The following is a 25170-nucleotide window of genomic DNA, read 5'->3' as shown; positions in this document are numbered from 1 at the left end:
CCTCGGCGCCTCGTGCGGCACCGTTTGGCAAGCCCCGGGCGAGGTGCAAGGATTGCCGGGCCTCCAGCCACGCGGGCGCTGGCTACGCCATGCCCACGTAGAGGATCTCCGTTGTCCCATCCGCTCGACCCGACGACGCCGTACGGTGGTCCCGACCCTGCCGGAGCCGCCGAGACGTGGGAGCAGATGCCGAGGCTCGTGCTGCCCGACACCGACATCGGGCGTCTCTTCGCCACCGTCGACTGGGCGGGCACCGGGCTCGGCCCGGTGGACACCTGGCCGGCCGAGCTCGTCAGCGTCGTCAACGCCGCGCTGTGGCAGCGCTTCCCCATCCTCGTGTGCTGGGGCCCCGAGCTGCTCATGCTCTACAACGACGCGTACCGGGTCCTGCTCGGCGAGGAGAAGCACCCGGCGGCCCTCGGCCTGCCGGTTCGGGACGTGTGGCCCGAGGTGTGGGACGTCATCGAGCCGCGGTTCACCGAGGTGACGACGACGCGCGAGCCGTCGTGGGACGAGGACCAGGTGCTCGTCGTCGACCGCAACGGCTACCTCGAGGAGGCCTACTTCACGTGGTCCTACAGCGTCGTCACCGGCCCCGACGGTGAGGTCGCCGGGATCCTCGACATCTCGACCGAGACGACGGGCAAGGTGCTCGCCGAGCGGCGCGCGTCCGTCGTGTCACGCCTCGGCGCCGCCCTCGGTGGCGCCGGCACGGTCGAGGACGTCGAGCGGCTGGCGCTCGAGATCATGCGTGAGAACGTCGAGGACCACGCGTCGGTCGACCTCGTCGCCGGCCTGCCCGACGCGCCGGAGGCGCTCGGCGCCGACGTGCACGTCGTGCCCGTGGTCGAGCCCGGTCGCGACGAGGCGAGCGCCTCGCTCCTCGTCACCGCCAACCTGCGACGCCCCTGGGACGACCTGCTGCAGGCCTACGTCGAGCTGTGCGCCGCCCACGTCGCGGCCGCGTTCGCCGGCGTGCGCCGCCTCGACGACGAACGGCACCGCGCCCAGGCCCTCGCCGAGCTCGACGCCGCCAAGAGCGCCTTCTTCACGACGATCAGCCACGAGCTGCGCACGCCGCTGACGCTGATCGCCGGTCCGGTGGAGGACTCCCTCGGCGTGCCCGGGCTCGACCCGGCCGTCCGCCGCCACCTCGAGCTCGTCGAGCGCAACACCGAGCGCCTGCGGGTCCTCGTCGACCAGCTGCTCGACCTCAGCCGCATCGACGCCGGACGCGTCGACCCGCACGTCGTCGAGACCGACGTCGCCGAGCTCGTGCGCGGTCTCGCCGCCGGCTTCCGCCCGGCCGTGCACCGCGTCGGGCTCACCTTCGCCACCGACGTGCCCGACCTCGGCCGTCCCGCCTGGGTCGACCGCGACATGCTCGAGCGGATCGTGCTCAACCTGCTGTCGAACGCCCTGAAGTACACGCCCGCCGGCGGCATCGAGGTGACCGTGCACGCGCTGGACGACGGCTTCGAGGTGCTCGTCACCGACTCCGGGATCGGCATCCCCGCCGCCGACCTCGCGTCGGTCTTCGAGCGGTTCCGGCAGCTGCCGCGCACCGACGGCGCCCGCTCGCGCGAAGGGGCCGGGATCGGCCTGTTCCTCGTGCGCCAGCTCGCCGAGCTGCAGGGCGGCCACGCCTGGGTCGACTCGGTCGAGGGCATGGGCAGCACGTTCGGCGTCCGTCTGCCGTGGGGGCAGCCCCCCGAGGGGGTCGAGCCGGCGAGCCCGTCGATCACGCCACGGCCCGTCGAGTCCTTCCTCGTCGAGGCCCAGGGCTGGGACGCCGGGGCCGACGCACCCCTCGACGGCGCCGTCGTCACCGCGCTGCCGACCGAGCCGACCGAGCCGATCGAGCCGGTGACCGGGGCCGGGGAGCAGGCCGACGAGCGCCCCCTGCTGCTGCTCGCCGAGGACAACGCCGACATGCGCGCCTACCTCTCCGAGGCCCTCGCCGACCGCTACGAGGTGGCCACCGCGCGCGACGGCGTCGAGGCCCTGACCATGGCGCGGTCCCGCCGGCCCGACCTCGTCCTCGCCGACGTCATGATGCCGCGGCTCGACGGGCTCGGCCTGCTGCAGGCCCTGCGCGACGACCCCGCGCTCGCCGACCTCCCCGTCGTGATGCTGACGGCACGGGCCGGCGACGAGGCGAGCGTCACCGGCCTCGTCCGGGGTGCCGACGACTACGTCGCCAAGCCGTTCGAGATGCGCCACCTGCGGGCTCGCCTGTCGGCCAACCTCGCCCGCGCCCGCGAGCGCGCCCGCGACGCCGCCTGGCGGCGGGCCGTGGTGGCCTCGCTGCACGAGCCGCTCGCGGTCTTCGAGCCGGGCGGCCGCGTGGTGCTGCTCAACGAGGCCTTCACCCGCACCTACGGCTGGAGCCTGGACGACGGCCCGATCGGGCTGCCGCACCCGTGGACCCTCGATGACGCCGAGGCCAAGGCGGCCCGGGTCGAGCGCGTCCTCGCCGCGTCGGGGCCGGTGGAGGAGTCCTTCGCCATGGCCCGCAGCGACGGCAGCCGGGCCCAGGTGTCGGTCACCTCGTCGGTCATCCCCGCGAGCGGCACGCACCCGGCGCTCGTCGTCAGCGTCGTGCGCGACACGACGCTGCAGCACGAGGCCGAGCAGCGACGCGTCCGCGCGGCCGAGCTCGTCTCCGAGCTGCGCTCGGCCGAGGACCTCGAGACCGTCGTGTCGGCGGCCGTCGCCGGCTTCAGCGTCCTGTTCGACGGTCTCGCGACGCTCCAGCTGCCGGGCCGCTCCGACACCGAGCGGCTCTACTTCAAGCCGCAGGGCCCGACGCCCGCGGCCGACCTGCACCCGCTGACCCACGCCGTGCTCACGACCGGTGCGCTTCCGGGTGGGCAGGACGCCCGCGACGAGGTGGCGCCGGGCATCCTCTTCGAGCCGGCGGGCCCCGACTCGCCCGTGCGGGTGTGGGTGCGGTTCCGGGCCTCGCGGGCGGTCTCGGCCGACGAGCGGATCGCCGGCGACCTCGTCGCCCAGCTGCTCGTGCAGGCCGTCGACCGGGTCGCCGCCCAGCAGGACCGCGCCACCAAGGAGGCCCAGCTGCGCCAGGCGATCGACAGCCACCGGCTCATCGGCCACGCCGTCGGCGTCCTCATCGAGCGCCACCGGATCACGGCGGTGCAGGGGTTCGAGCTGCTGCGCCAGTCCTCGCTCAACCGCAACATCAAGCTGCGTGAGCTGGCCCAGCGCGTCGTCGAGACGGGCCTGGACCCGTCGGAGGCCTGACGCCCGACGCCGACCGTCCGTACACTCGCCGCGTGGAGCACGGGCACCCCGACGACGTCGAAGACGCCGACGCGCGCGACGGGATCGAGCACCTCGTCGTGCTGCCCGAGCGCGACGTCGCCGAGGAGGTCGCCGAGCAGCTCGCGGCCGAGGGCCTGACGCAGGTGCGCGTCGTGCGCGAGGCGCTGGCAGGGGAGGACGACTCCGAGGACCACGAGTGGGCCGTCCACGTGCGCACGCCCGACGACCCGGCCTGGGCCGACCGGCTCACGGCCCTCGCGGAGGCCCACGACGGCTGGTACGACGCCGAGCCGGGCGCCTGACCCGGCTCGTCAGTCGCCGTCAGTCGCCCGTCAGTCGCCCGTCAGTCGCCCGTCAGTCGCCGCGGACGGCGCGGGCCAGGCGGCCGAGGAGCCCCGGCTTCGGCTCGATGAGCGCGGACGGGAGGTCGCCCGACGCGTCGGACGCGTCGGACGCGTCGCGCGCGTCCGGGACGGGCCGGGTGCTCGCGGCGACGGGCACGTCGGCACCGTCGGGGGCGGTGCCGAGCGACTCGACGACGTGCCGGAGGGCGTCGTCGACGTCGGCCATGTCGTAGCCACGCCGGAAGCTCGTCGTCGTGAACCGGGCGCCGTCGACGGCGGCCGTGATGGCCGGCGCGGGCTCGCCCGAGCGCAGCCGGGCGTCGAGGCCGTCGAGGAAGTCGTCGACCTCGCGCTCGTCGTATCCCGGGCGCATCTGGGTGGTTCGGAAGCGCGCTCGGCGCAGCTCGTCGGCAAGGGTCCCGCGGTCCATGCCCCGAGCGTAGGGTCGGAGGCGGCAGACGGCGGCCCGAGCGTCCTCCGGCTGGTCCGCGCGCGCACGAAGTTGAGCGGAATACACTCAACTGTGTCGCAGTTGTCCCCAGTGAATCGACCGCTTGACCCCCGCACGTCACAGGAGAACACATGGACCTACAGCTGACCAACAAGGCTCAGGAGGCCTTCGCCCAGGCCGCGACCACCGCGACCGGCAAGCACCACCCGAACATCGAGCCGGCTCACCTGCTGCTCGCGTTGGCAGCCCAGTCCGGCACCACGACCCCCGCGCTGCTCACGGCCGGGGGCTCGTCCGTGGCCGCGGCCACGCAGGCCGCCGAGAAGGCCATGGCCGCCATGCCGCAGGTCACCGGCGGCACCCAGCAGCCGCCGCTCGCGCCCGCGATGGGCCGCCTGCTGTCCCAGGCGCAGCAGTACATGACCGCCATGGGCGACACCTACGTGTCCACCGACCACCTGCTGCTCGCGCTCGCCCGCACCGGGCAGTTCGGCCTCGACGCCGACGCGGTCGAGAAGGCCATCCCCGAGCTGCGCGGCGGCCGCCCGGTCACCTCCGACAACCCCGAGGGCACCTTCGAGGCCCTGGCCAAGTACGGCACCGACCTCACGGCCCGGGCCCGCGAGGGCAAGCTCGACCCGGTCATCGGCCGTGACGCCGAGATCCGCCGCGTCGTGCAGGTGCTGAGCCGTCGCACGAAGAACAACCCCGTCCTCATCGGCGAGCCCGGCGTCGGCAAGACCGCCGTCGTCGAGGGCCTGGCCCAGCGCATCGTCGAGGGCGACGTGCCCGAGAGCCTGCGCGACAAGACGCTCTACAGCCTCGACCTCGGCTCGATGCTCGCCGGCGCGAAGTACCGCGGCGAGTTCGAGGAGCGCCTCAAGGCCGTCCTCGAGGAGATCCAGGGCAGCGACGGCCAGATCGTCACCTTCATCGACGAGATCCACACCGTCGTCGGCGCGGGAGCCGGCGGCGAGGGCGCCATGGACGCCGGCAACATGCTCAAGCCGATGCTGGCACGCGGTGAGCTGCGCCTCGTCGGCGCGACGACGCTCGACGAGTACCGCCAGCACATCGAGAAGGACGCCGCCCTCGAGCGACGCTTCCAGCAGGTCTTCGTCGGCGAGCCGTCGGTCGAGGACACCATCGCCATCCTCCGCGGCCTCAAGGAGCGCTACGAGGCGCACCACAAGGTGACGATCGCCGACTCCGCGCTCGTCGCGGCCGCGTCGCTGTCCGACCGGTACATCAGCGGCCGCCAGCTGCCCGACAAGGCCATCGACCTCATCGACGAGGCCGCCTCGCGGCTGCGCATGGAGATCGACAGCAGCCCGGTCGAGATCGACGAGCTGCGCCGTGCCGTCGACCGGCTCAAGATGGAGGAGTTCGCCCTCGAGCAGGAGACCGACGCCGCCTCGCGTGACCGCCTCGAGCGCCTGCGCCGGGACCTCGCGGACCGCACCGAGGAGCTCGCCGCGCTCAACGCCCGGTGGGAGGCCGAGAAGTCGGGCCTCAACGCCGTCGGCGACCTCAAGGCCCGCGTCGAGGACCTGCGCACCCAGGCCGACCGGCTCCAGCGCGAGGGCGACCTCGGTGCCGCGTCGAAGATCCTCTACGGCGACATCCCGACGCTCGAGAAGCAGCTGGCCGAGGCGCAGGAGCGCGAGGCCACGGCCACCGCGTCCGACGAGGCGCCGATGGTCAAGGAGGAGGTCGGCGCCGACGACATCGCCGACGTCATCTCGGCCTGGACCGGCATCCCCGCCGGGCGCCTGCTCGAGGGCGAGTCGGAGAAGCTCCTGCACATGGAGCAGCACCTCGGTGCCCGCCTCATCGGCCAGGCCGAGGCTGTCCGCGCCGTGTCCGACGCCGTCCGCCGCACCCGCGCCGGCGTGTCCGACCCCGACCGGCCCACCGGCAGCTTCCTCTTCCTCGGCCCCACCGGCGTCGGCAAGACCGAGCTGGCCAAGAGCCTGGCCGACTTCCTCTTCGACGACGAGCGCGCCATGGTGCGCATCGACATGTCGGAGTACTCCGAGCGGCACGCCGTGGCCCGCCTCATCGGTGCCCCGCCCGGCTACGTCGGCTACGAGGAGGGCGGCCAGCTCACCGAGGCCGTCCGGCGCCGGCCCTACTCGGTCGTGCTGCTCGACGAGGTCGAGAAGGCCCACCCGGAGACCTTCGACATCCTCCTGCAGGTGCTCGACGACGGCCGCCTCACCGACGGCCAGGGCCGCACCGTCGACTTCCGCAACGTCATCCTCGTGCTGACCTCCAACCTCGGCTCGCAGTACCTCGTCGACCCGCTGCTCTCCCCGGAGCAGAAGCGCGACGAGGTCATGGCGGTCGTGCGGGCCGCGTTCAAGCCGGAGTTCCTCAACCGGCTCGACGAGGTCGTCGTCTTCGACGCGCTGAGCCAGGACGACCTCGCGCACATCGTCGACCTCCAGGTGCGGGCCTTCGCGGCACGCCTCGGCGACCGCCGCATCGCGCTCGAGGTCACCGACGCGGCGCGGCGCTGGCTGTCCGAGCGCGGTTACGACCCGGCCTACGGCGCCCGGCCCCTGCGCCGGCTCGTCCAGCGCGAGATCGGCGACCGGCTGGCCCGCAGCCTCCTCGCCGGCGAGGTGCACGACGGCCAGACCGTCACGGTCGACCTCGACGCGTCGGGGGACCAGCTGGTCCTGTCCTGACCCGTCACCGACGCCCACCCTCAGGCCCGCCGACGCCGCAGCGTCGGCGGGCCCCGCCCCCTCGATGGGGGAGGGAGGGGTAAGTGGGGTGGGTGCGGCCGGGTGTGGGCTCAGCTCGTGACGTCCTTGCCGGAGAACCGCGCCCACGCGAAGAGCCAGAAGACGACGGCGTAGGCGAGGTCGACCCACAGGCCGCGGGCGATGTTGTCCCAGAAGGGCGGGTCGCGCAGCAGGTCGCCGAACGCGCCCCACTGGTCGACGAGCAGCCACGGGTGCAGCCACGAGATCTGCGGCACCGAGTCGGCGATCCACGACAGGATCGTGAAGATCATGAGCGCGACCGTGGCGGCGAGCGGCTGCTCGGTGAGGGTCGAGATGAACAGTCCCACCGCCCCGAGGGCCGCGAGCCCGGCCGCGACGTAGAGCGCCACGAGGACGACGCGCCAGAGCGCCTCGCCGAAGCCGATCTGCGTGCCCGACAGGGTCGTCATCGGCCCGGTGCCGAAGAGGGCGATCCCGGCGAGCGCGCCGGCCACCGTGACGACGGCGACGCCCCAGAGCGCACCGACGACGAGCGAGGCGTACTTGACGGCGAGGAGCCGGGTGCGCCCGACCGGCACGGTGAGCAGGTAGCGCAGCGTGCCGAGGTTGGCCTCGCCGGCCACCGAGTCGCCGGCGAGCATGGCGATGGCGAGTGGCAGAAACAGGCCCATCTCGACGCCGAGCGCCGCGAGGGGCACGAAGAGCCCGTTCGAGGTGATCGAGGACAGGAAGTCCGGGCCCCGGCCGGCCCGCGGCGAGGAGATCCGCACGGCCACGGCCATGAGGACGGGCACGGCGGCGAGGACGAGCAGGCCCATCTGGTTGCGGCGCCGGCCGCCGATGAGCCCCAGCTCGGACCAGAGCAGCCGCGTCGACAGCAGCGTCGACAGCGAGGCCGCGCGACGCGTCGGCGGTGCGGCCGCCGGCGGCGGGGTGACGGACTCAGCCACTGACATCGAAACCCTCCCCGGTCAGTGCGACGAAGAGGTCCTCGAGGCTCGGGCTCGTCACGGTGAACTCCTTGACGCCGACGCCGCCCTGCACGAGGGCGGCGACGATCTTCTCCGGTGCGACGCCGTCGGGCACGCCACGCACGCCGCCGGCCGCCGGCTCGACGGAGCGCACGCCGAGCTCGGTCATGATCCGGGCGGCCTCCTCCGGCTGCTCGGTGACGACGCGTGCGACCGGGGCCGCGCCGCCGCGCACCTGCGAGGTCGAGCCCTGGGCGACGAGGCGTCCCTCGCTCATGACGCCGAGGTGCGTGCACATCTGCTCCACCTCCGAGAGCAGGTGGCTCGACACGAAGACCGTCGTGCCGTCCGAGGCGAGCGAGGCCACGAGGTGGCGCACCTCGCGGGTGCCCTGCGGGTCGAGGCCGTTGGTCGGCTCGTCGAGCACGAGCAGCTCGCGCGGCACGAGCAGCGCCGCCGCGATGGCGAGCCGCTGGCGCATGCCGAGGGAGTAGGCGCGGTAGCGCTTGTCGGCCGCGGCGAGCAGCCCGACGCGGTCGAGCGCTGCGTCGACGCGGGTGCGGGTTGTCCGCGGGTCGGCGGTGAGGTCGGCGGCGTCGAGCCGGCGGAGGTTGGCCCGCCCCGACAGGTACGGGTGGAAGGCCGGTCCCTCGACGAGCGCGCCGACCCGCGGCAGCACGAGCTGGGCCGCGCCCGGGACCGGTTGTCCCAGAAGGCTGCTCGTGCCGGCGCTCGGGCGGATGAGGCCGAGCAGCATGCGGATCGTCGTCGTCTTGCCGGAGCCGTTCGGCCCGAGGAAGCCGTACACCGAGCCGCGCGGCACCTCGACGTCGATGCCGTCGACGGCCGCCCTGCCCTTGAACCGCTTGGTCAGGCCCCGGCTCGCGATCGCGAGGTCGCGGTCGCGAGCCGGGTCCGACGTCGTCAGGGCGTCGGTCACTTCGCCGCCAGGGCGGCGAACAGGGTGTCGGGCCCGACGGCACCGACCGCCACGCGCCCGTCGTCGGTGACGACGGCCGAGAACAGCGTCCCCTCGAGGACGTGGCCCGAGCCCCACGCACCGGACACCGTCGGCAGCGCCTTGAGGACCGTCTGGAGCTGCTTGGCGACGCTCGACGCCGAGCCCGAGCCCGAGCCCGAGCTGGAACCCGAGCCGGAACCGCCGGTGGCCGCGTCGGTCGGCATCGGGGCGACGACGACGGTGCTCCACCCGGAGCCGACGACCCGCATCGCGCCGGCCGCCTTCGCCGCGGCCGCCATCTGCTCCTTGGACGGAGCGGGGTTGGTGCCGGCGGCACCCTTGGGGGCGAGCGCGTCGGACTGGGTCACCGTGGTGCCGGCGGGCGGGGTGAAGGTGAACTGGCGGGCCTCCGGCTGCGAGAAGTCGACGGCTGTGAAGCCGACCTCGAAGGCCGGGTTGGACAGCTTCGTCGAGTAGACGCGCACCCGCAGCGGCACGTGCTTCTCGGCGTCGATGGCGATGCGCACCGACGCGATGCGCGTGGCCTTGTCCTTCGGGGTCAGGACGAGCTCGTAGGCCGAGCGCCCGGCCACCGAGGCCGTGCCGGACGTCGTCACGGTCGTGTCCTTGCCCATGACGGCCAGGGCCGTGGCGGCCGCCTCGTCGGGGGTGCGCGGGACGCCGGCCGGCAGGCTGGCGCTCGGGTGGGGGAGGGCCGCCTTGGCGTCGCCCGATCCGAGCGTGTGGTGGACGGCGGTCTTGTCGGCGCTCGACCACAGCCACAGGTCGGAGCCGTTGCGGATGACGTCGGACTCGCCGCTCGTGCCGACGAGAGCCAGCCGCTGACGCGTCGGCCCGTCGACCCAGATGCGCCACGTGTGCGTGCCCGAGACGAGCGAGGCGAGCGAGCTGCCCGCCGCACCGCCGGCACCGGCCGCGCCCCCACCGGCCGGGCCGCCTCCTGTGAGGCCGGGCAGCGACGGGATGCCGAGGTCGGAGGTCTGCACGACGGTGCCCGACAGGCTCGACACGTCGGACGAGCGCACGTCGGCGAGCAGCTGCATCGCGGTGCGCGGTGGCAGGCCCGCGTCGGCGGAGGCCGTCTGGTTGATCGTCAGGGCCGCGACGCCGATGACGCCGACGGCCGCCGCAGGCAGGCCCCAGCGGGCGGCAGGGTGTTCGGTGAAGATGCTCATGGAGCCATCGTGCGACGTGCGGGCTGAGAACCGGCTGAGAAGCCTTCCGGCGTGGGCTCGCCCGCAGGGAGGTGCCCGACGTGTCGGGCGTGGCAGGGTGGCCGTGTGCGGGTGCTGCTGGTCGAGGACGAGGCGCGGATGGCGTCGGCGCTCGTGCGCGGGCTGGGCGCGGAGGGCTTCGTCGTCGACCACGTCGCCGACGGCGTCGCCGGTCTCGAGGCTGCGCGCTTCGGCGGCTACGACGTCGTCGTCCTCGACGTCATGCTGCCCAGCATGTCGGGCTACACCGTCGTGCGCACCCTGCGCGAGGAGGAGAACTGGGTGCCGGTCCTGCTCCTGACCGCCAAGGACGGGGAGTACGACGAGGCGGACGGCCTCGACTACGGCGCCGACGACTACCTGACCAAGCCGTTCTCCTTCGTCGTCCTCGTCGCCCGGCTGCGCGCGCTGCTGCGCCGCGACCCGGCCCCGCGCCCGGTGCTGCTGCGCCGCGCCGGGGTGACGCTCGACCCCGCCACCCGACGCGTCGAGGTCGAGGGCGCCGAGGTGGCCCTCGCGCCGCGCGAGTTCCTCCTGCTCGAGCACCTCATGCGGGCCGACACCGCCGTCGTGCCCAAGGAGGAGCTGCTCGACCGGGTCTGGGGCGGGCTCGATGACCCCAACGTCGTCGAGGTCTACGTCGGCTACCTGCGGCGCAAGCTCGGCCGGGCCCGCATCGAGACCGTCCGCGGCGCCGGGTATCGGATGGCCCGGTGACCGAGGCCCGCCCCGACGCCAGGCCGCCCCGGCCGCCCCGGCTGCACCGGCTGGGGTCCCGGTTCGCGCGGCTCGGGCTGCGCGGGCGCCTCATGCTCGTCGGGCTCGTCGGGGTGGCCGGCGCGCTCGTCATCGGCGGGGTGCTGCTCTACGTCGTGCTCACCGGGTCGCTGTCGCGCTCGGTCGAGTCGGCGGCCCGGGCGAGCGCCGAGCAGGTGGCGCTGCTCGTCGACGCCGGACGCGTGCCCGACCCGGTGCCGGTGTCGGGCGCCCAGGTGCTGCAGGTGCTCGACGCCCGCGGCCGGGTCGTCAGCGGTTCGGTGACCGCCGACCGGCTCACCGCCCTCGTCACCGACGACGAGCGCCGGCGTGCCCTGGCCGGCGAGCCCGTCGTCGTGCCGGGCAGCCGCTCGGGGCTGGCCGGGCAGCTGCAGGTCGCCGCGGTGGCCGCCGGGCCGGCCACCGGCGCGGGACGCGCGTACACCGTCGTCGCCGCCGCCCCGACCGCCGACATCGAGCAGAGCGCCCGCACGGTGCGCCTGCTGCTCCTCGCGATCTTCCCGCTGCTCCTCGCGGCCCTCGCCGTCATCGCCTGGCGCGTCATCGGGGCCGCGCTCGCGCCGGTCGAGGCCCTGCGCCGCGGCGCCGAGCGCATCGACGACGCCTCGTCGGAGGGCGAGCGGCTGCCCGTGCCGCCGAGCGACGACGAGGTCAGCGCCCTCGCCACGACGCTCAACGCGATGCTCGACCGCATCGCCACCGCCCGACGCAGGCAGCGGGCGTTCGTCGCCGACGCCGCCCACGAGCTGCGCAGCCCGCTCGCGAGCATGCGCACCCAGCTCGAGGTGGCCCAGCGGCTCGGGGAGGGTGGACGCCTCCCGGCCGAGGTGCTGCCCGACGTCGACCAGCTCGCGACGCTCGTCGACGACCTGCTCCTGCTCGCCCGGACCGACGACGGCGTGTCACCCTCCGCGGCGTCCGCGCGGCCGGCGTCGACGGTCGACGTCGCCGCGCTCGTCCGTGACGTCGCGGCGCGGTACGGCTCCGCGCGGGTGCCCGTCCGGACCCGGCCCGGCGCCGGCGGCGGGCCCGTCGAGGCCCGGGTCGCCGCCGCGGACCTGACGCGGGCCCTGACCAACCTCGTCGACAACGCGGTGCGCCACGCGCGCACGGCGGTGACCCTCGATGCGTCGGTCGTGGGCCACCGGGTCGAGGTCGTCGTCACCGACGACGGCCACGGCGTCGGGGAGGCCGACCGCGAGCGCGTCTTCGACCGCTTCACCCGGCTCGACGAGGCCCGAGACCGCGACAGCGGCGGCACGGGCCTGGGCCTTCCCATCACCCGGGCCCTCGTGCGCCGCTGGGGCGGCGACGTGCGGCTCGAGGACGCCGGGCCGGGAGTCCGGGCGGTCGTCAGCCTCCCCGCCGAGGTGCGCGACCCGCGCGACCCGCGTGACTAGTGCCGGAGCGTGAACAGCTCTGCGTCCCAACCGAACTCGCGGGCCGCATCGACGTTGTCGCGTCGGTCGTCGGTGAACCACACCTCGCCGCGCGGCAGGCTCCGGCCGAGGTCGCGCTCGAGCGCGGCGTGGGCCGCGGCGAACGCGTCGGGGTCGGGCTTGGCCACCCCGAGCTCGGCGCTGTTGACGACGCCGTCGAAGAGGTGGGCGAGGCCGAGCACCTCGAGCTCGCGCGGCACGAGGTCGGTGCCGTTGGTGAACAGGTACGTGCGGTGGCCGCCGGCGCGGAGGGTCTCGAGCCGCTCGACCGACTCGGGCACCGGCGAGCCGCGGTGGGCCCGCCACGCCTGCATGTGCTCGCGCACCCTCTCCGGCTCGGGCACGACCTCCTCGAGGGCGAGGCAGATCGAGGCATACCACTCGTCGAAGGAGCGCCGGCCGGTGATCGTCGGGACGAGCAGGTCGGGCCGGAACGCCGTCGCGGCGACCGAGCCGCCGGGCAGGCCGAGCGCCGCCTCGATCATCGGGGCGGCGTCGCCCGCGGAGAAGTCGCGGACGACGCCGTCGAGGTCGAAGACGTAGGCGGCGTGCTCCCTCACGCGCGCGTGCCGCGGTCCGTCGCCGGCAGCTCCGTGGTCGAATCGCCCGTCGTGTCGTAGGGGTCGGCCGCGCCCGGCTCCCCGCCGGCGTCGCCGCGGGTCGGGACGCGTCGGCCGGTGCGGGTCTCCGGCGGGCGCGGGACCGAGCCGGCCGAGGCGCCGGGCTCCTCGGCCCAGCGCGCCGTGCCATCGGCGACGCTGCCCTCGGCCCGACCGGTCACGACGTCGGCGCGCGACGGGCCCTCGCGCTCGCGCCACTCGGCCTCGCGGCGCTCGAGCTCGGCCTCGCGGGTGTCGAGCCCCTCGTGCCGTGCGGCGAGCTGGTCCTCGCGGCGGCGGAGGTCGTCGTCGCGCAGGCCGGCCTCCTCGAAGCGGCGCTCGTGCTCGAGCCGGTCCGCCTCGGCGGTGTCCTGCACCTCGGCCAGCCGGGCCGCGTCACGTTCCTCGCGCCGCGAGCGGGCGCGGCGACGGGCCGACCTGGCCAGCAGCGCCCACCCGAGGGCGAAGAGGAGCAGGGCGATCGCGCCGTACGCGACGAGCTCGAGGGCCGTGGCGTTGCGCGAGAAACCGAACGCGGTCACGGTGAGCGTCGCGGCGGTCGACCGGGCGGCGACGAACGCCGTGGCGCCGGCGCCGATCCCGAGCAGCAGGAGGACGACTCCCAGGAGGGCCATGGTGTGCTCCTTCGTCTGGACGACGGGCAGGTCCCGTCGTCGGGGTCCATCGACCCTAGCCATACCCGCAATCGCGTCGTGGAGCCGAGTCCTGCCGTCCCGACCCGTTAGCCTGACGCGCATGCTCGCCACCCGAAGGTTCGCCGCCGCCGTGCTGTCGGCCCTCTGCGTCGTCACCGCTGCGTCGTGCTCGAGCGGCGACAGCCCCGGCCCGGCCGAGACCTCGCTGTCCCCGGCCCAGCGCCTCGCCGCGGCGAAGACCAAGGTCGACGCCGCGCCGTCGGTGCACCTGGCCCTCACCAGCTCGGGACTGCCCGACGGGGCCAGCGGCATCGTCTCGGCCGACGGGTGGGGCGCCCACCCGCCGGCGTTCAAGGGCACCTTCAAGGTCGCGCTCAAGGGCATCCAGGCCGACGCCGAGATCACCTCGGTCGGCGGCGAGGTCTACGCCAAGCTCCCGCTCGTGCCCGGCACGAACAAGATCGACCCCAAGGCGTTCGGCCTGCCCGACCCGGCCACGCTCTTCTCGGCCGACCAGGGCCTGACGACGCTGCTGACCAAGACCCAGAACCCGGCCGTCGGCAAGCAGGTGCGCCAGGGCGCCGACGTGCTGACGACCGTCAGCGGCACGCTACCCGGCGCGGCCGTCGTCGACCTCTTCCAGATCGGCGACCGCTCCGGCACCTACCAGGTCTCCTACGGGCTGACCGACGCCCAGGAGCTGCGCACCGTCACGCTCACCGGGCCGTTCTTCGGTGCCGGTACGAGCTCGACGTACACGCTGGCGCTGGACAAGTACGGCCAGCCCGTCACCATCACCAAGCCCTGAGCACCCGCGGACCGCTGCCCGTGCCAGCCTCGCCGCCCCGCCACCGGCTCGCGCTGCTGACAGTCGCCTCGGCGGCCGTCGCCCTCGCCGCCGCCGACACCTACGTCGTCGTCCTCGCGCTGACCGACATGATGGCCGGCGTCGGCATCGGCATCGACGCGCTCCAGCGGGCCACGCCGATCATCTCGGGGTTCCTCCTCGGCTACGTCGCGGTGCTGCCGCTCATCGGGCGCCTGTCCGACCTGCTCGACCGGCGTCGCATCCTGCTGGCCTGCCTCGTCGTCTTCGTCGTGGGCTCGGCCGTCACGGCGCTCGCCACCGAGATGCCGGTGCTCGTCACGGGCCGCGTGCTGCAGGGGGTCGGGGGCGGCGGCCTCGTGCCGGCCACCCTCGCGCTCGTCGCCGACCTCTGGCCGGCCGACCGGCGCGGCACCCCGCTCGGTGTCGTCGGTGCGGTGCAGGAGCTCGGCTCGGTGCTCGGGCCGGTGGTCGGCGCGGTGATCCTCACGTGGCAGGGCTGGCGGGCGATCTTCTGGGCCAACGTCGCCGCCGGGCTGGCGCTGTGGGTCGTGCTCCGCCTGCTGGGGCGTGGCGCCCCGACGACGTCGGCACCGCCCCCGCGTCGGGGCGCCGGCGGACGCGTCGTCACGGTCGTCGCGGGCGTCGCCGCGGTGCTCGGGCTCGCGACCGTCGGCCTGGCGCTCGCGGCACCCGAGTCGCTCGTCACCGACGTGCAGCTCGGCCTGCCGTTCGTGCCGTTCGCGGGCAGCTCGAAGGTGCTGACGCCGATCGGGGTCACCGGCCTCGGGCTGCTGTTCGTCACCGGCGTCCTCACGGCGCCGCGGTGGTGGCCGGTGCTGCGGCGCGCCGACCTCGTCGGGGCGGCGCTCGTCGCCGTCGCCCTCGGCAGCCTCGTGCTGACCTTCGCCTCCTCCGACCCCGAGAAGGAGGTCGTCGGCCCGCTCGGCTACCGCCTCCTGCCGGTCGGGGCCCTGGCCCTCGTGCTGCTCGCGGTGTGGCACCGCGTCGCGCGCGACCCGCTCGTGCCCCGTGGCGTCGTCGGATCGCGGGGGCTGCGCGCCTACCTCGTGAGCCTGCTCGTCGGGGCGGCGCTCGTGGCGGTCGTCGTCGACGTGCCGCTCCTCGCGCGCCTCACCGACACCTACGACGAGACGGGTGCGGCCCTCGTGCTCGTCCGCTTCCTCCTCGCCGTCCCGGTGGGGGCGCTCCTCGGCGGCTGGTCTCTGCGCCGGCTCGGCGACGGCGCGGTCGCGGCCGTGGGGCTGGCCCTCGCGGCCGCGGGCCTCGCGCTCATGTCGCGCTGGACCCTCGAGTCGGTCGTCGACCCGGTCCCGACGACGCTCGTGCTCGTCCTCGTCGGGCTCGGCGTCGGGCTCGCGCTGGCGCCCGTCAACGACGCCGCCCTCGCCGACGCGCCCTCGGACGCCCACGGCGTCGCCAGCTCGCTCGTCGTCGTCGCGCGGATGGTCGGCATGGTCGTCGGCCTCGCGCTGCTCACCTCGATCGGCCTGGCGCGCTACTACGAGGCCGTGCGGCACCTGCCCGACCCGCTCGACACCCAGGCCCTTCTCGCGGCCGGGGTCGTCCAGGTGCAGACGGTCTTCCTCGGGGGAGCGGTCGCCGCGGGCGTCGCGGCCCTCGTCGCGGCGACGCTCGGCACGACGCGCACCGGCGGCCGGTCCGCGACGGCGGCCGACCCGCGTCCGGTCGGCCTCTGAACCCGTGCGGCGGCGCGAGGCGCACGGTCGGACGACCATTGGTGCACGCCCAGCCGCGACACGCCGCGATTCGGGCCGCCGGAGGACGGCGTCGTGGACCAACGGTCGTCGGCCGGTGTCGGGAAACACGGTCGCCCGCGAGGCTGGGGTGGCCTAGGTTCGCCGGATGGACCTACGCCGGCTGGACCTGACCGACGTCCGCGCGCTCGGGCAGGCCTACGACGTCGAGTGCGCGGCGACCCGGGCCGTCCGTCACGGCTGGGTGCCGCTCGCGCGGGAGGCTCGCCTCGCGGCGTGGCAGGCGCGCAACGGCTGGCAGCGCCGGATCGTGGGGGCCTTCGACGGGGAGGTGCTCGTCGGCATGGCGAGCTCGGCGACGGCCGACGACACCCCCGACACGACGTGGGTCGACGTGCACGTGCTCCCGGACCGCCAGCGTCGGGGCGTCGGCTCGGCGCTCGCCCGCGCCACGGAGGCCGCGAGCCCGGGGTCCGTCGGCCGGCTCGTCGCGAGCGCCTACCGGCCCACCCGGGTCGCGGTCGACAGCCTCGTCGAGGGCTTCGCAGCGGGGCTCGGGTACGTGCGGGCCACCGACGAGACCGTCGTCGAGCTCGACCTCGACCGGGCCGACCTGCCCGAACCCGCTGTGCCGCAGGGCTACACGGTCTCAACGCACGTCGACGGCGTCCCGGTGCCGCTGCGCGGCGAGGTCGGCGTCCTCAAGGGGCTCGTCGACGCGGAGGCCCCGAACGGCGAGCTCGCCTGGGAGGCGACGCCGGTGTCGGAGGAGGAGTACGCGCAGGAGATCGCGCTCTGGGCGGTGCAGGGCAGGACCGCCGTCGAGGCCGTGGCCCTGGACGGCGGGGGAGCCGTGGCGGCCTGGACCTGTCTGCTGCTCCCGGCCGACGGGTCGCCCCGCGCGGCGCAGGTGGAGGGCACGCTCGTGCTGGGCCCGCACCGCGGCCGGGGGCTGGGCCGAGCGGTCAAGGTGGCCTCGATGCACGCCGCCCGGCAGCGTCGGGCGGGGCTGCGGGTGCGCACGAGCAGCGACGACCAGAACGTCTGGATGCACGCGATCAACCGCGGGCTCGGCTTCGTCCCGGTCGAGTCGGAGGTGCTCCTGCAGAAGCGCCTCCGACCCTAGGAGCCCGCCGGGCGTCAGGACGTCCGCTGCCAGACGATCCCGAAGCCGTCGCTCAGGGTGTCGCTCGCGCCGTCGTAGGTGTAGGTGAGCGCGATGCGGGTCCGGAACGGGTTGCCGCCCGGCGTGCACGTCAGGGCGCCGACCATGACGACGTCGTCACCGAAGGTGTAGCCGGGCCCGGTGACCTTGGCGGGGGAGCCGCCGCACGCCCCGGTCGCGGCGTCGTCGACGTAGACCATGGCGTAGGCGTGGGAGCCCGTGCCCATGACGTAGAGGGTCTGGTTGCTGCCGTCGGTGTCGACCGAGGACCACGTCCCGGCCAGCGGCCCGCCGGCCGCCGAGGCGGTCGACGCCGCGACGGGCGTCAGCACCGCGAGGGATGCACCGAGGACGAGCGCGGTCCGTGTGCGTTTCATGAGGAACCACCTTCCGAGTCCACTGGTTGGTCCCCGAGCCGGCCGCCTCCCCTCCTTCGCGGCCCCACCAGCCTCCTCCCGGCTGGCCGTCGTGTCAGAGCATCCTGTGAACTCGCTGGGCCTTTGCCGGACGCGTCGGGCTCAGTGGTGCGCGAGCCCGGGGCCGGTCAGGACCGCTGCCAGAGCTCGATGCGGTTGCCCTCGGGGTCGGTGACCCAGCCGAACCGCCCGACGCCGTCCATCTCCTCGGTCTCCTCGGCGACGGCTGCCCCGCGCGAGCGCAGCTGGGCGAGCATGGCGTCGAGGTCGGCCACCCGGAAGTTGAGCATGACCCGCTGATCGGCCGACCCGAGGTAGTCGCTGCCGTGCTCGAACGTCGCGAACACCGTGGGTCCGGGCTCCTGGAGCCAGACGCCGTGCTCCCCGAGGTCGAGCCCGAGGCCCTCGCGGTACCAGGCGGCCAGGGCCTCCGGGTCGGTCGCCCTGAGGAAGATCCCGCCGATGCCCGAGACGCGTTCCATGGCCCACAGCCTCCCACGGCGCGAGCCTCACGCACCTGCCGTGCGTGGCTCGAGGGTCAGGCCGACGCGGGGCGGGCGCGCAGCTCGGCGAGCAGGTCGCGGACCTCGTCGGCGACGACGTCGGTCGCCTCCCACGGCAGCATGTGCCCCGCGTGCGGCAGCTCGGTGAAGGTCGCGTGGGGCAGGGCGACGCGCAGGGCGTGGGCCCGCGCCACGGGCATGAGCGGGTCGAGCCGGCCGGCGACGATGCCGAGCCGGACGCGCTCGAGGCCGAGGAAGCCGGCGCTCTGGTCGGCCGTCAGCAGCGCGCCGTAGAAGGCGCCGAACGTCGCGAGCTTCGTCGCGGCGACCTGGGCCCGCGCCGTCTCGACGGCGTCCGGGTCGGGGTTCTCGCCGAAGAGGCCGCCGACAAGGGCCCGGATGCGCCCGTTGCCGCCGGGCGGCAGGGGCAGGCCACGCGCGGCCATCCGCATCACGGCCGCCTCGCCGGTCCGCTCGCCGAGCGCGACGCCCGAGGCCGCCGTGGCCACGAGCAGGGCGGCGCGCACCCGGGTCCCGAAGAGGTCGGGCCGCTGCTCGGCCAGGGCCATGACGGTCAGGCCGCCCATCGAGTGCCCGGCGAGGACGACCGGCGAGGCCGCCGGCACGACGGTGCGCAGCACGGTGTCGAGGTCGCGCCCGGTGTGCTCGACCGACACCGACGACATCTCGGCCCGCCGCAGCCCGATCGTCGAGCGACCGTGCCCGCGCTGGTCCCACAGCACGACGCGCACCGGCTCGTCGGCGAGCTCCTCGACGACCGGCAGCCAGCTCTCGTGGTTGACGGCCCAGCCGTGGGCCAGCACGAGCGTCGGCGCGTCGGCCGGCAGGTCCGGGTGGGCGTGGGTGTGCACCGACAGCACGGCGCCGTCGGGCGTGACGATGCCCCGGCGGTCGTGGCGCCTCACGCGTCCACCCCCTCGACCTCGAAGACGACCGGGGCGTGGTCGGAGGCCCCCTTGCCCTTGCGCTCCTCGCGGTCGATGGCCGCGCCGACGACGCGTCGGGCCAGGGCCGGCGAGCACAGCGCGAAGTCGATGCGCATGCCCTGGCGCTTCGGGAAGCGCAGCTGCGTGTAGTCCCAGTACGTGAAGGTGCCCGGCTCGGAGGTGTGCGGGCGCACGACGTCGGCGAACCCCGCGTCGAGCACGCCCTGGAAGGCCGCGCGCTCGCCGGGTGAGGTGTGGGTCTTGTCCGCGTAGTACTCGACGCTCCACACGTCGGCGTCGGTCGGGGCGATGTTCCAGTCGCCGAGCAGGGCGATCCGCGCCTCCGGGTCGCTCGCGAGCCACCCGCGTCCGGCCTGCGCCAGTGCGCCGAGCCAGTCGAGCTTGTACGTCAGGTGCGGGTCGTCGAGCGAGCGACCGTTGGGGACGTAGAGCGACCAGATCCGCACGCCGCCGCACGTGGCGCCGATGGCGCGCGCCTCCGGGGCCACCGGCTCGCCCCAGCCGGGCATGCCCTCGAAGCCGACCGTGACGTCGTCGAGGCCGACGCGCGAGACGATGGCGACGCCGTTCCACTGGTTCAGCCCGTGATGGGCCACCTCGTACCCGAGGGCCGCGAACCGCTCGAACGGGAACTGGTCCTCGCGGGCCTTCGTCTCCTGGATCGCGAGCACGTCGACGCCGGTGCGCTCGAGCCACGCCTCCACCCGGTCGATGCGGGAGCGGATGGAGTTGACGTTCCACGTGGCGACTCGCATGGTCGGACACCCTAGAGGGACAGGGCAGCCGCGTGGTGCCTAGGGTGTGCCGCATGACCGAGCCCACAGCCGCCGACGCGTCCGGCCCGACGCTCCCAGCGCGTCCGGAGCGCCCGGAGCGTCCGACGCGTCCCACCGCCCTCGTCACGGGTGCCAGCGCCGGCATCGGCCGGGAGTTCGCGGTGCAGCTCGCCGGTCGCGGCCACGACCTCGTGCTCGTCGCGCGCGACACCGCCCGGCTCGAGGAGCTCGCCGCCGTGCTGCGACGCGGGGGAGCGGACGTCGAGGTGCTCACCGCCGACCTGTCCGACCGCGCGGCCCTCCAGCGCGTCGCCGACCGGCTGTCCGACCCCGACCGGCCCGTCGACCTGCTCGTCAACAACGCCGGCTACGGGCTGCGCGGCCGGTTCCTGCGCAACGACCTCGCCGACGAGGAGCGGATGTTCGACGTGCTGACCCGGGCCGTCCTCGTGCTCTCGCACGCCGGTGCGCGGGCCATGGTCGGGCGCGGCCACGGTGCGGTCGTCAACGTGTCGTCGGTGGCCGGCTGGCTCGCCTCGGGCACGTACTCGGCCGCCAAGTCGTGGGTCACCGTCTTCACCGAGGGCCTGGCGGGGGACCTCGCCGGCACCGGGGTCACCGCCACGGCGCTCTGCCCGGGCTTCACCTCGACCGAGTTCCAGCAGCGGGCCGGCATCTCGAGCCCGGGCCCGAAGTTCATGTGGCTCGACGCGCACCGCCTCGTCGCCGACTGCCTCGACGACGTCGCGCGCGGCCGCGTCGTGTCGGTGCCCGGTCTGCAGTACAAGGCCGTGTCGACGCTGCTGCGCATGCTGCCTCGGCCCCTCGTGCGGGCCCAGCTGCGCAGCACGAAGCTGCCGAGCCGCCGCGGCGACTGAGGCCGGGCGCGCGGCCCGCGCCGTGAGCCCCGGCGTCGGTCTCCGGCGCCGGGCCCTACGATCGAGGGCGTGACCGAGACGCCCGACATCGCCACCGCCCGCGCCCGCCTCCTCGAGATCATCAAGGACAAGGCCATCGTCCACGGACGCGTCACCCTGTCCTCGGGCAAGGAGGCCGACTACTACGTCGACCTGCGCCGCATCTCCCTCGACGGTGAGGCCGCGCCGCTCGTCGGCGTCGTCATGCGCGACCTCGTCAAGGACCTCTCCTTCGACGCCGTCGGCGGCCTGACGCTCGGCGCCGACCCGGTCGCCACCTCGATGCTGCACGCCGCGTCCGCGGCCGGTGAGCGGCTCGACGCGTTCGTCGTGCGCAAGGCGGGCAAGGCCCACGGCCTCCAGCAGCGGATCGAGGGCCCGTCGGTCACGGGCCGCGACGTGCTCGTCGTCGAGGACACGACGACGACCGGCGCCTCGCCGCTCGAGGCCGTCAAGGCGGTCCGCGAGGACGGCGGCAACCCCGTGGCCGTCGCGACGATCGCCGACCGCGCCACCGGCGCCGGCGAGCGCATCACCGCCGAGGCCGGCGTCGAGTACCGCTTCGTCTACACCCTCGAGGACCTCGGGCTCGCCTGAGCCGCAAGGCCTCCCACGCGACCATCTCGGTGCCCGGCTCCGAGTGGTCGGCGCTTCGGGGAGGTGGCGGTCGACTGTCGCGTCAGGCGTGCTGCGGCTCGGGCGCCCCGACCTGGACGGGGTACCCGCGCCGCAGCGCGTCGAGGCTCGAGGGCGGGGTCAGCACGGTCGCCGTGCCGCGGGAGGGGCGAGCGAGCGACTGTCCGGCCGGCGCGTAGCTGTTGTCGGGGCGCCACGGCACGACGGCGTCGCCGGCGACCCGGGCCGGGCCGGCGTCGAGCACGACGAACGCGCCGTCGGGCAGGTCGGCCCACGGGGCGGCGTGCAGCCGCCGGGTGCGGTGGCGGGAGTCCCAGCGCTCCTCGTGGAGCAGCCGGTCGAGATCAGGGGCGGCGAGCCGCTCGACCCCGACGCCGGCGGCGACGAGGTCGCGGAACCGGACGAAGTCGGCGCGCCGGCACTCGGCGCAGGGCCGGTGCCCGGCCGCGAGCGCCACGGCCTCGTCGAGGAAGAACAGCGGCGTGTAGCGGCCCGGGTGCCACTGCTCGACGCGGCGGTCGCGGAAGGCGAGCGCGCACGTGATCCACGCGCGTCCGACGTGGTGGCGACGCACCTGGCGGGTGCCGGCCCCCTCGTGCAGCCGGCCGCGGTTGCCCATCCACGACCCGCGGCCCGGCGCCGCCACGACCTCGCCGAACGGCGTGACCCGGTTGGCGGCAGGGCTTTCGTCGGGGCTCACTCGAGCACCTCGAGGTGCACGTGGGCCGGGTCGCCCTCACCGAGCCCCTCGGCCCGGCGCACCGCCTGCTTCACCGGCAGCACGTAGGCGCCGCGCGAGGCGTCGGGGAAGATCGAGGTGGCCCAGCTCGACCCGCCGACGGTGACGCGCACCCGCACCGAGCCGAAGCCGCGCGGTGGGCGCGGCCGCTCGCGGACGCGTTCTGACGCCTCGGGCGGGACCGTGACGAAGAACCAGCCGGTCTGGGCCTCCCACCGCCACAGCTCGGCGGTGAAGTCGAGGGCGAGCGTCGCGTCGTCCATGCCGGCAGCGTACGGACGCCCGCCGACACCCCGCCGAAACTCCGCGGCGCGGCGCGGCGCGACGCGTCGGGCCGGCGGGAACGCGCCCGGCCGCCGCCGCGTCGCAGCACCGGTCCCGCAGCCGTCGGGCCTCGCCCGAGGCCGCCGACGCGCGGGGCCCGCCGGTCTAGGATCGGTGCCACGGATCGTCCCGCCTCACGCCCTCACGCCCAGGGGAGAACCCATGATCATCGTCTGGATCCTGCTCGCGCTCGTCGTGCTCCTCGGCATCTGGGGCGTCGTCAGCTACAACGGCCTGATCCGCCTGCGCAACCGCGTCGAGGAGGGCTGGCGCCAGATCGACGTCGAGCTCAAGCGTCGGCACGACCTCATCCCCAACCTCGTCGAGACCGTCAAGGGCTACGCCGCCCACGAGCGCGGCACCCTCGAGGAGGTCATGCGGGCCCGGTCGGCCGCGATGTCCGGGTCGCCGTCGCCGGCCGAGGCCGCCCAGGCCGAAGGGGCGCTCAGCCAGGCGCTCGGGCGCCTCATCGCCGTCGCCGAGGCCTACCCCGACCTCAAGGCGAACCAGAACTTCCTCTCGCTCCAGCAGGAGCTGTCGAGCACCGAGGACCGCATCGCCTCCTCGCGCCGCTACTACAACGCGCTGGTCCGCGACCTCAACACCAAGGTCGAGTCGGTGCCCTCGAACGTCGTCGCGAACATGGCCGGGGTCAAGCGCGCCGAGTACTTCGAGACGCCGGCCGCCGAGGCCGCGGTGCCGAGCATCTCCTTCGGCGACCAGGCGCCCGGCACCTTCGGCTCGACCCCGGGTGGGCCGGGTGCGGTCGGCGGGTCCACGCAGCCCGGCGCCGTCGGCGGTCCCTCGACGCAGCCCGGCGGCCTGCCGCAGGCCGACGCCCCGGCCGACCTCCCGGCGCCCGACCCGAACGTCGACCGCTCGCGTCCCGACGCCTGAGCGGACGCGTCCGGGGCGCCTGGGCCTCGCGCGTCCCGACGCGTCAGCCCTTGACGTAGGACAGCTTCTCGCTGACCTTCCCGTCGCGCAGCCGCACGACGTCGACGCCCCGCACGTGGCCCGGGGTGTCGTCATCGCCGACCCAGTCGAAGCGCCAGCGCAGCACGCCGCGATCGCCCGCGACGAAGGACTCCTCCTCGGTGAAGCGCGGGTCGCGCGTGCCCCCGAAGAGCTCCTCCCACACGGTCCGCACGGCCTCGGCCCCCTCGTGGCGCACACCGTCGGGAGCCGGGCCGGTGGCCTCGAAGACGCAGTCCGGGGTCATGAGCGCCATGATCGCGTCGACGTCGCCACGCCCGAACGCCGCGACGAACGCGGCGAAGGCGGCGTGCGTGGGACCCCACGCGGCGTCGCGGCCGAAACGGGCCAGCAGGTCGGCGCCGGGGGCGCCGGTCATCGTGCGGCGGGCGCCCACCGCGCCCACCGACCGGTAGAGCTCCTCGCGCTCGTCGAACCAGCCCGCGACCGCGGTCACGAGCCAGACGTCGAGGGTGGTGTCGCCGCCCGTCGCCGCGGCGAGGTCCCAGCCGTGGACGACGTGGTCGGCGAGCAGCTGGCGGACGTACTCGTCCATCGACTCGGTGCCGTAGGACAGGTGCACGGTGCCGCCGCTCGGCAGGGTCGCGGCGACGACGTCCTGCGCCTCGGACGCGGCGTGCGTGGCCGCCGCGACGGGGTCCTCGCCCAGGACGTCACCGTCGTAGCGGCTGCCGACCTCCTCGATCGTCGCGCCCTCCATGAGGGGGACCGTCCAGAGGTCCTCGCCGACGACGTGGTTGACGAGGTCCCGGACCGTCCAGGCCGAGCACGGCGTCGGGCGGTCCCAGTCGTCGGGGTGCAGCTCCGCGACACGGTCGGCCCAGCCGCGCACGCTGGCCCGGTAGAGCGTCGTCAGATCGGTGTCCATGTCGGCCTCCGTCCACCCCTGCACCGACCAGTCTGCCCCGGCGCGACGAGCGGCGGAGCGGGTTCGGCGCAACCACGGCAGGGGTGCGGCCGCTCAGGTCAGCGGCGGTCCTGGGCCTCGCCTGCGGTCTCGCCGGCGGCCTCACCGATCTCGGCGGCGACCTCGCGGGCCTCGCGGCGGTGCTTGACCACCTCGATGACCATCGGGATGACCGAGACGAGGACGACGAGCAGGATCGCGTACTCGATGTTCTTCGTCAGCCCGGGGAAGATCTGGCCGAGGAAGTAGCCGAGCAGGGTGACGCTGACGACCCACGCGACGGCGCCGACAGCGCTCCAGCCGAAGAACCGCTGGCGGTGCATGCGTCCGATGCCCGCGACGACCGTGATGAAGGTGCGCACGATCGGCACGAACCGGCCCAGGACGAGGGCGCGGTTGCCGTACTTGTCGAAGAAGACGTTCGTCTTGTCGAAGTTCGCGGTGTTGATGAACCGGCCCTGCCGTTTGTAGAGCGGCCGGCCGACGCCGCGCCCGATCTCGTAGCCGACGACGTTGCCGAGGAAGGCCGCCGCGGTGAGGGCCGCCATCGCGACGAAGAGGTTGATGTCGACCTGGCCCGTGGCGATGAAGAGGCCGACCGCGAAGAGCAGCGAGTCGCCGGGCAGGATCGGGAAGAGCAGCCCGCACTCGACGAACACGATGACCAGGGCGATGACGAAGAACGCGCCCTGGTACTGGTCGAGGAGGTACGTCGGGTCCATCCACTTCGGGCCGAGGGCGGGGACGGCGGCGAGTGCGTGCATGGGCCCAAGGGTAGGCGGTGCGATCCGGATCTCCTCAATCT

General features: G+C 74.7%; 25 protein-coding genes. 11 read left to right on the top strand and 14 right to left on the bottom strand.

What is annotated here, in order from left to right; genetic code table 11:
* Nucleotides 1-111 precede the first annotated feature (111 nt).
* Complete coding sequence (locus tag BIV28_RS16370; RefSeq protein WP_076263576.1) at nt 112-3264, top strand: ATP-binding protein; 3153 nt, start codon at nt 112-114, stop codon at nt 3262-3264.
* Between the two features lie 32 nt (nt 3265-3296).
* Nucleotides 3297-3587 carry a ribonuclease E inhibitor RraB gene (locus BIV28_RS16365; protein WP_242653088.1) on the top strand — a complete coding sequence of 97 codons (291 nt, stop codon included), beginning with the start codon at nt 3297-3299 and terminating at the stop codon, nt 3585-3587.
* Between the two features lie 52 nt (nt 3588-3639).
* On the opposite strand, the gene BIV28_RS16360 is transcribed toward BIV28_RS16365, so the two are convergent.
* Complete coding sequence (locus BIV28_RS16360) at nt 3640-4059, bottom strand: DivIVA domain-containing protein (RefSeq protein WP_076263575.1); 420 nt, start codon at nt 4057-4059, stop codon at nt 3640-3642.
* A 152-nt stretch (nt 4060-4211) separates the two neighbouring features.
* Between BIV28_RS16360 and clpB the strand changes: the two genes are divergently transcribed.
* Nucleotides 4212-6773: an ATP-dependent chaperone ClpB gene (gene clpB, locus BIV28_RS16355; protein ID WP_076263573.1), complete on the top strand. Its 2562-nt coding sequence runs from the start codon at nt 4212-4214 to the stop codon at nt 6771-6773.
* A gap of 110 nt (nt 6774-6883) precedes the next feature.
* On the opposite strand, the gene BIV28_RS16350 is transcribed toward clpB, so the two are convergent.
* From BIV28_RS16350 to BIV28_RS16340, 3 genes are read right to left on the bottom strand one after another with little or no spacing between them, the layout of a single operon-like run.
* Nucleotides 6884-7765, bottom strand: a complete 882-nt coding sequence (locus BIV28_RS16350) for an ABC transporter permease (protein WP_242653086.1) — start codon at nt 7763-7765, stop codon at nt 6884-6886.
* Nucleotides 7758-8726 (bottom strand): ABC transporter ATP-binding protein, encoded by a 969-nt coding sequence (locus BIV28_RS16345; RefSeq protein WP_083707428.1) that lies wholly within the window; start codon nt 8724-8726, stop codon nt 7758-7760. The genes BIV28_RS16350 and BIV28_RS16345 overlap by 8 nt, the downstream gene beginning before the upstream one ends.
* Complete coding sequence (locus BIV28_RS16340) at nt 8723-9943, bottom strand: LolA family protein (protein ID WP_076263570.1); 1221 nt, start codon at nt 9941-9943, stop codon at nt 8723-8725. The genes BIV28_RS16345 and BIV28_RS16340 overlap by 4 nt, the downstream gene beginning before the upstream one ends.
* Nucleotides 9944-10048: 105 nt before the next feature.
* Here BIV28_RS16340 and BIV28_RS16335 point away from each other — a divergent pair, with 105 nt between their 5' ends.
* A complete protein-coding gene (locus BIV28_RS16335; RefSeq protein ID WP_076263569.1) occupies nt 10049-10699 on the top strand; it encodes a response regulator transcription factor in 651 nt (216 codons plus the stop codon).
* Entirely contained in the window at nt 10696-12159 is a 1464-nt protein-coding gene (locus BIV28_RS16330) for a sensor histidine kinase (protein WP_207556035.1), read from the top strand. Before BIV28_RS16335 ends, BIV28_RS16330 begins: the two co-directional genes overlap by 4 nt.
* Here the strand turns inward: BIV28_RS16330 and BIV28_RS16325 are convergent.
* Nucleotides 12156-12758, bottom strand: a complete 603-nt coding sequence (locus BIV28_RS16325; protein ID WP_076263567.1) for an HAD family hydrolase — start codon at nt 12756-12758, stop codon at nt 12156-12158. The genes BIV28_RS16330 and BIV28_RS16325 overlap by 4 nt on opposite strands.
* Nucleotides 12755-13432, bottom strand: coding sequence for a hypothetical protein (locus BIV28_RS16320; RefSeq protein ID WP_076263566.1), 678 nt, complete (start codon nt 13430-13432; stop codon nt 12755-12757). The genes BIV28_RS16325 and BIV28_RS16320 overlap by 4 nt, the downstream gene beginning before the upstream one ends.
* 121 nt (nt 13433-13553) lie before the next feature.
* Here BIV28_RS16320 and BIV28_RS16315 point away from each other — a divergent pair, with 121 nt between their 5' ends.
* The 3 genes from BIV28_RS16315 to BIV28_RS16305 all read left to right on the top strand — a co-directional run bounded on the left by BIV28_RS16315 (nt 13554) and on the right by BIV28_RS16305 (nt 17144).
* Complete coding sequence (locus BIV28_RS16315) at nt 13554-14261, top strand: LppX_LprAFG lipoprotein (RefSeq protein WP_076263564.1); 708 nt, start codon at nt 13554-13556, stop codon at nt 14259-14261.
* A 14-nt stretch (nt 14262-14275) separates the two neighbouring features.
* A complete protein-coding gene (locus BIV28_RS16310) occupies nt 14276-16000 on the top strand; it encodes an MFS transporter (protein ID WP_423221546.1) in 1725 nt (574 codons plus the stop codon).
* 166 nt (nt 16001-16166) lie between these two features.
* Nucleotides 16167-17144 (top strand): GNAT family N-acetyltransferase, encoded by a 978-nt coding sequence (locus BIV28_RS16305; RefSeq protein ID WP_076263561.1) that lies wholly within the window; start codon nt 16167-16169, stop codon nt 17142-17144.
* A gap of 14 nt (nt 17145-17158) precedes the next feature.
* Here the strand turns inward: BIV28_RS16305 and BIV28_RS16300 are convergent, their stop codons facing one another.
* The 4 genes from BIV28_RS16300 to BIV28_RS16285 all read right to left on the bottom strand — a co-directional run bounded on the left by BIV28_RS16300 (nt 17159) and on the right by BIV28_RS16285 (nt 19825).
* Nucleotides 17159-17560 carry a hypothetical protein gene (locus BIV28_RS16300; protein WP_076263559.1) on the bottom strand — a complete coding sequence of 134 codons (402 nt, stop codon included), beginning with the start codon at nt 17558-17560 and terminating at the stop codon, nt 17159-17161.
* A 167-nt stretch (nt 17561-17727) separates the two neighbouring features.
* A complete protein-coding gene (locus BIV28_RS16295) occupies nt 17728-18081 on the bottom strand; it encodes a VOC family protein (protein WP_076263558.1) in 354 nt (117 codons plus the stop codon).
* A gap of 56 nt (nt 18082-18137) precedes the next feature.
* Entirely contained in the window at nt 18138-19028 is an 891-nt protein-coding gene (locus BIV28_RS16290; RefSeq protein ID WP_076263556.1) for an alpha/beta fold hydrolase, read from the bottom strand.
* Nucleotides 19025-19825, bottom strand: a complete 801-nt coding sequence (locus tag BIV28_RS16285; protein WP_076263555.1) for an exodeoxyribonuclease III — start codon at nt 19823-19825, stop codon at nt 19025-19027. Before BIV28_RS16285 ends, BIV28_RS16290 begins: the two co-directional genes overlap by 4 nt.
* Nucleotides 19826-19878: 53 nt before the next feature.
* On the opposite strand from BIV28_RS16285, the gene BIV28_RS16280 reads away from it, so the two are divergent.
* Together BIV28_RS16280 and pyrE are read left to right on the top strand one after the other, a co-directional pair.
* Nucleotides 19879-20724: an SDR family NAD(P)-dependent oxidoreductase gene (locus BIV28_RS16280; protein WP_083707427.1), complete on the top strand. Its 846-nt coding sequence runs from the start codon at nt 19879-19881 to the stop codon at nt 20722-20724.
* 69 nt (nt 20725-20793) lie between these two features.
* Nucleotides 20794-21360, top strand: coding sequence for an orotate phosphoribosyltransferase (gene pyrE, locus BIV28_RS16275; RefSeq protein ID WP_076263553.1), 567 nt, complete (start codon nt 20794-20796; stop codon nt 21358-21360).
* 82 nt (nt 21361-21442) lie between these two features.
* On the opposite strand, the gene BIV28_RS16270 is transcribed toward pyrE, so the two are convergent.
* Together BIV28_RS16270 and BIV28_RS16265 are read right to left on the bottom strand one after the other, a co-directional pair.
* Nucleotides 21443-22099: a hypothetical protein gene (locus tag BIV28_RS16270; RefSeq protein WP_076263552.1), complete on the bottom strand. Its 657-nt coding sequence runs from the start codon at nt 22097-22099 to the stop codon at nt 21443-21445.
* Nucleotides 22096-22401 (bottom strand): DUF1905 domain-containing protein, encoded by a 306-nt coding sequence (locus tag BIV28_RS16265; protein ID WP_076263550.1) that lies wholly within the window; start codon nt 22399-22401, stop codon nt 22096-22098. The genes BIV28_RS16270 and BIV28_RS16265 overlap by 4 nt, the downstream gene beginning before the upstream one ends.
* Before the next feature lie 223 nt (nt 22402-22624).
* Here BIV28_RS16265 and BIV28_RS16260 point away from each other — a divergent pair, with 223 nt between their 5' ends.
* Nucleotides 22625-23359, top strand: coding sequence for a LemA family protein (locus tag BIV28_RS16260; RefSeq protein WP_076263549.1), 735 nt, complete (start codon nt 22625-22627; stop codon nt 23357-23359).
* 43 nt (nt 23360-23402) lie between these two features.
* Here the strand turns inward: BIV28_RS16260 and BIV28_RS16255 are convergent, their stop codons facing one another.
* Together BIV28_RS16255 and BIV28_RS16250 are read right to left on the bottom strand one after the other, a co-directional pair.
* Nucleotides 23403-24326: a TIGR03086 family metal-binding protein gene (locus BIV28_RS16255; protein WP_076263547.1), complete on the bottom strand. Its 924-nt coding sequence runs from the start codon at nt 24324-24326 to the stop codon at nt 23403-23405.
* Between the two features lie 98 nt (nt 24327-24424).
* Nucleotides 24425-25129: a DedA family protein gene (locus BIV28_RS16250; protein WP_076263546.1), complete on the bottom strand. Its 705-nt coding sequence runs from the start codon at nt 25127-25129 to the stop codon at nt 24425-24427.
* Between the last annotated feature and the right edge of the window lie 41 nt (nt 25130-25170).

The organism is Intrasporangium flavum (genome assembly GCF_001956915.1).
GTDB classification, from domain to species: Bacteria; Actinomycetota; Actinomycetes; order Actinomycetales; family Dermatophilaceae; genus Monashia; species Monashia flava.
The sequence above is the reverse complement of the archived record's forward strand: the minus strand, read 5'-3'. Positions and strand labels throughout refer to the sequence as shown.

Excerpts from the sequence above, each read along its gene's own strand:
- BIV28_RS16300 (WP_076263559.1), bottom strand. The coding sequence starts at position 17,560 with ATGAAACGCACACGGACCGCGCTCGTCCTCGGTGCATCCCTCGCGGTG.
- BIV28_RS16340 (WP_076263570.1), bottom strand. The coding sequence starts at position 9,943 with ATGAGCATCTTCACCGAACACCCTGCCGCCCGCTGGGGCCTGCCTGCG.
- BIV28_RS16315 (WP_076263564.1), top strand. The coding sequence starts at position 13,554 with ATGCTCGCCACCCGAAGGTTCGCCGCCGCCGTGCTGTCGGCCCTCTGC.
- BIV28_RS16265 (WP_076263550.1), bottom strand. The coding sequence starts at position 22,401 with ATGGACGACGCGACGCTCGCCCTCGACTTCACCGCCGAGCTGTGGCGG.
- BIV28_RS16255 (WP_076263547.1), bottom strand. The coding sequence starts at position 24,326 with ATGGACACCGATCTGACGACGCTCTACCGGGCCAGCGTGCGCGGCTGG.
- BIV28_RS16260 (WP_076263549.1), top strand. The coding sequence starts at position 22,625 with ATGATCATCGTCTGGATCCTGCTCGCGCTCGTCGTGCTCCTCGGCATC.
- BIV28_RS16250 (WP_076263546.1), bottom strand. The coding sequence starts at position 25,129 with ATGCACGCACTCGCCGCCGTCCCCGCCCTCGGCCCGAAGTGGATGGAC.
- BIV28_RS16295 (WP_076263558.1), bottom strand. The coding sequence starts at position 18,081 with ATGGAACGCGTCTCGGGCATCGGCGGGATCTTCCTCAGGGCGACCGAC.
- BIV28_RS16305 (WP_076263561.1), top strand. The coding sequence starts at position 16,167 with ATGGACCTACGCCGGCTGGACCTGACCGACGTCCGCGCGCTCGGGCAG.
- BIV28_RS16285 (WP_076263555.1), bottom strand. The coding sequence starts at position 19,825 with ATGCGAGTCGCCACGTGGAACGTCAACTCCATCCGCTCCCGCATCGAC.
- clpB (WP_076263573.1), top strand. The coding sequence starts at position 4,212 with ATGGACCTACAGCTGACCAACAAGGCTCAGGAGGCCTTCGCCCAGGCC.
- BIV28_RS16360 (WP_076263575.1), bottom strand. The coding sequence starts at position 4,059 with ATGGACCGCGGGACCCTTGCCGACGAGCTGCGCCGAGCGCGCTTCCGA.
- BIV28_RS16320 (WP_076263566.1), bottom strand. The coding sequence starts at position 13,432 with ATGGCCCTCCTGGGAGTCGTCCTCCTGCTGCTCGGGATCGGCGCCGGC.
- BIV28_RS16280 (WP_083707427.1), top strand. The coding sequence starts at position 19,879 with ATGACCGAGCCCACAGCCGCCGACGCGTCCGGCCCGACGCTCCCAGCG.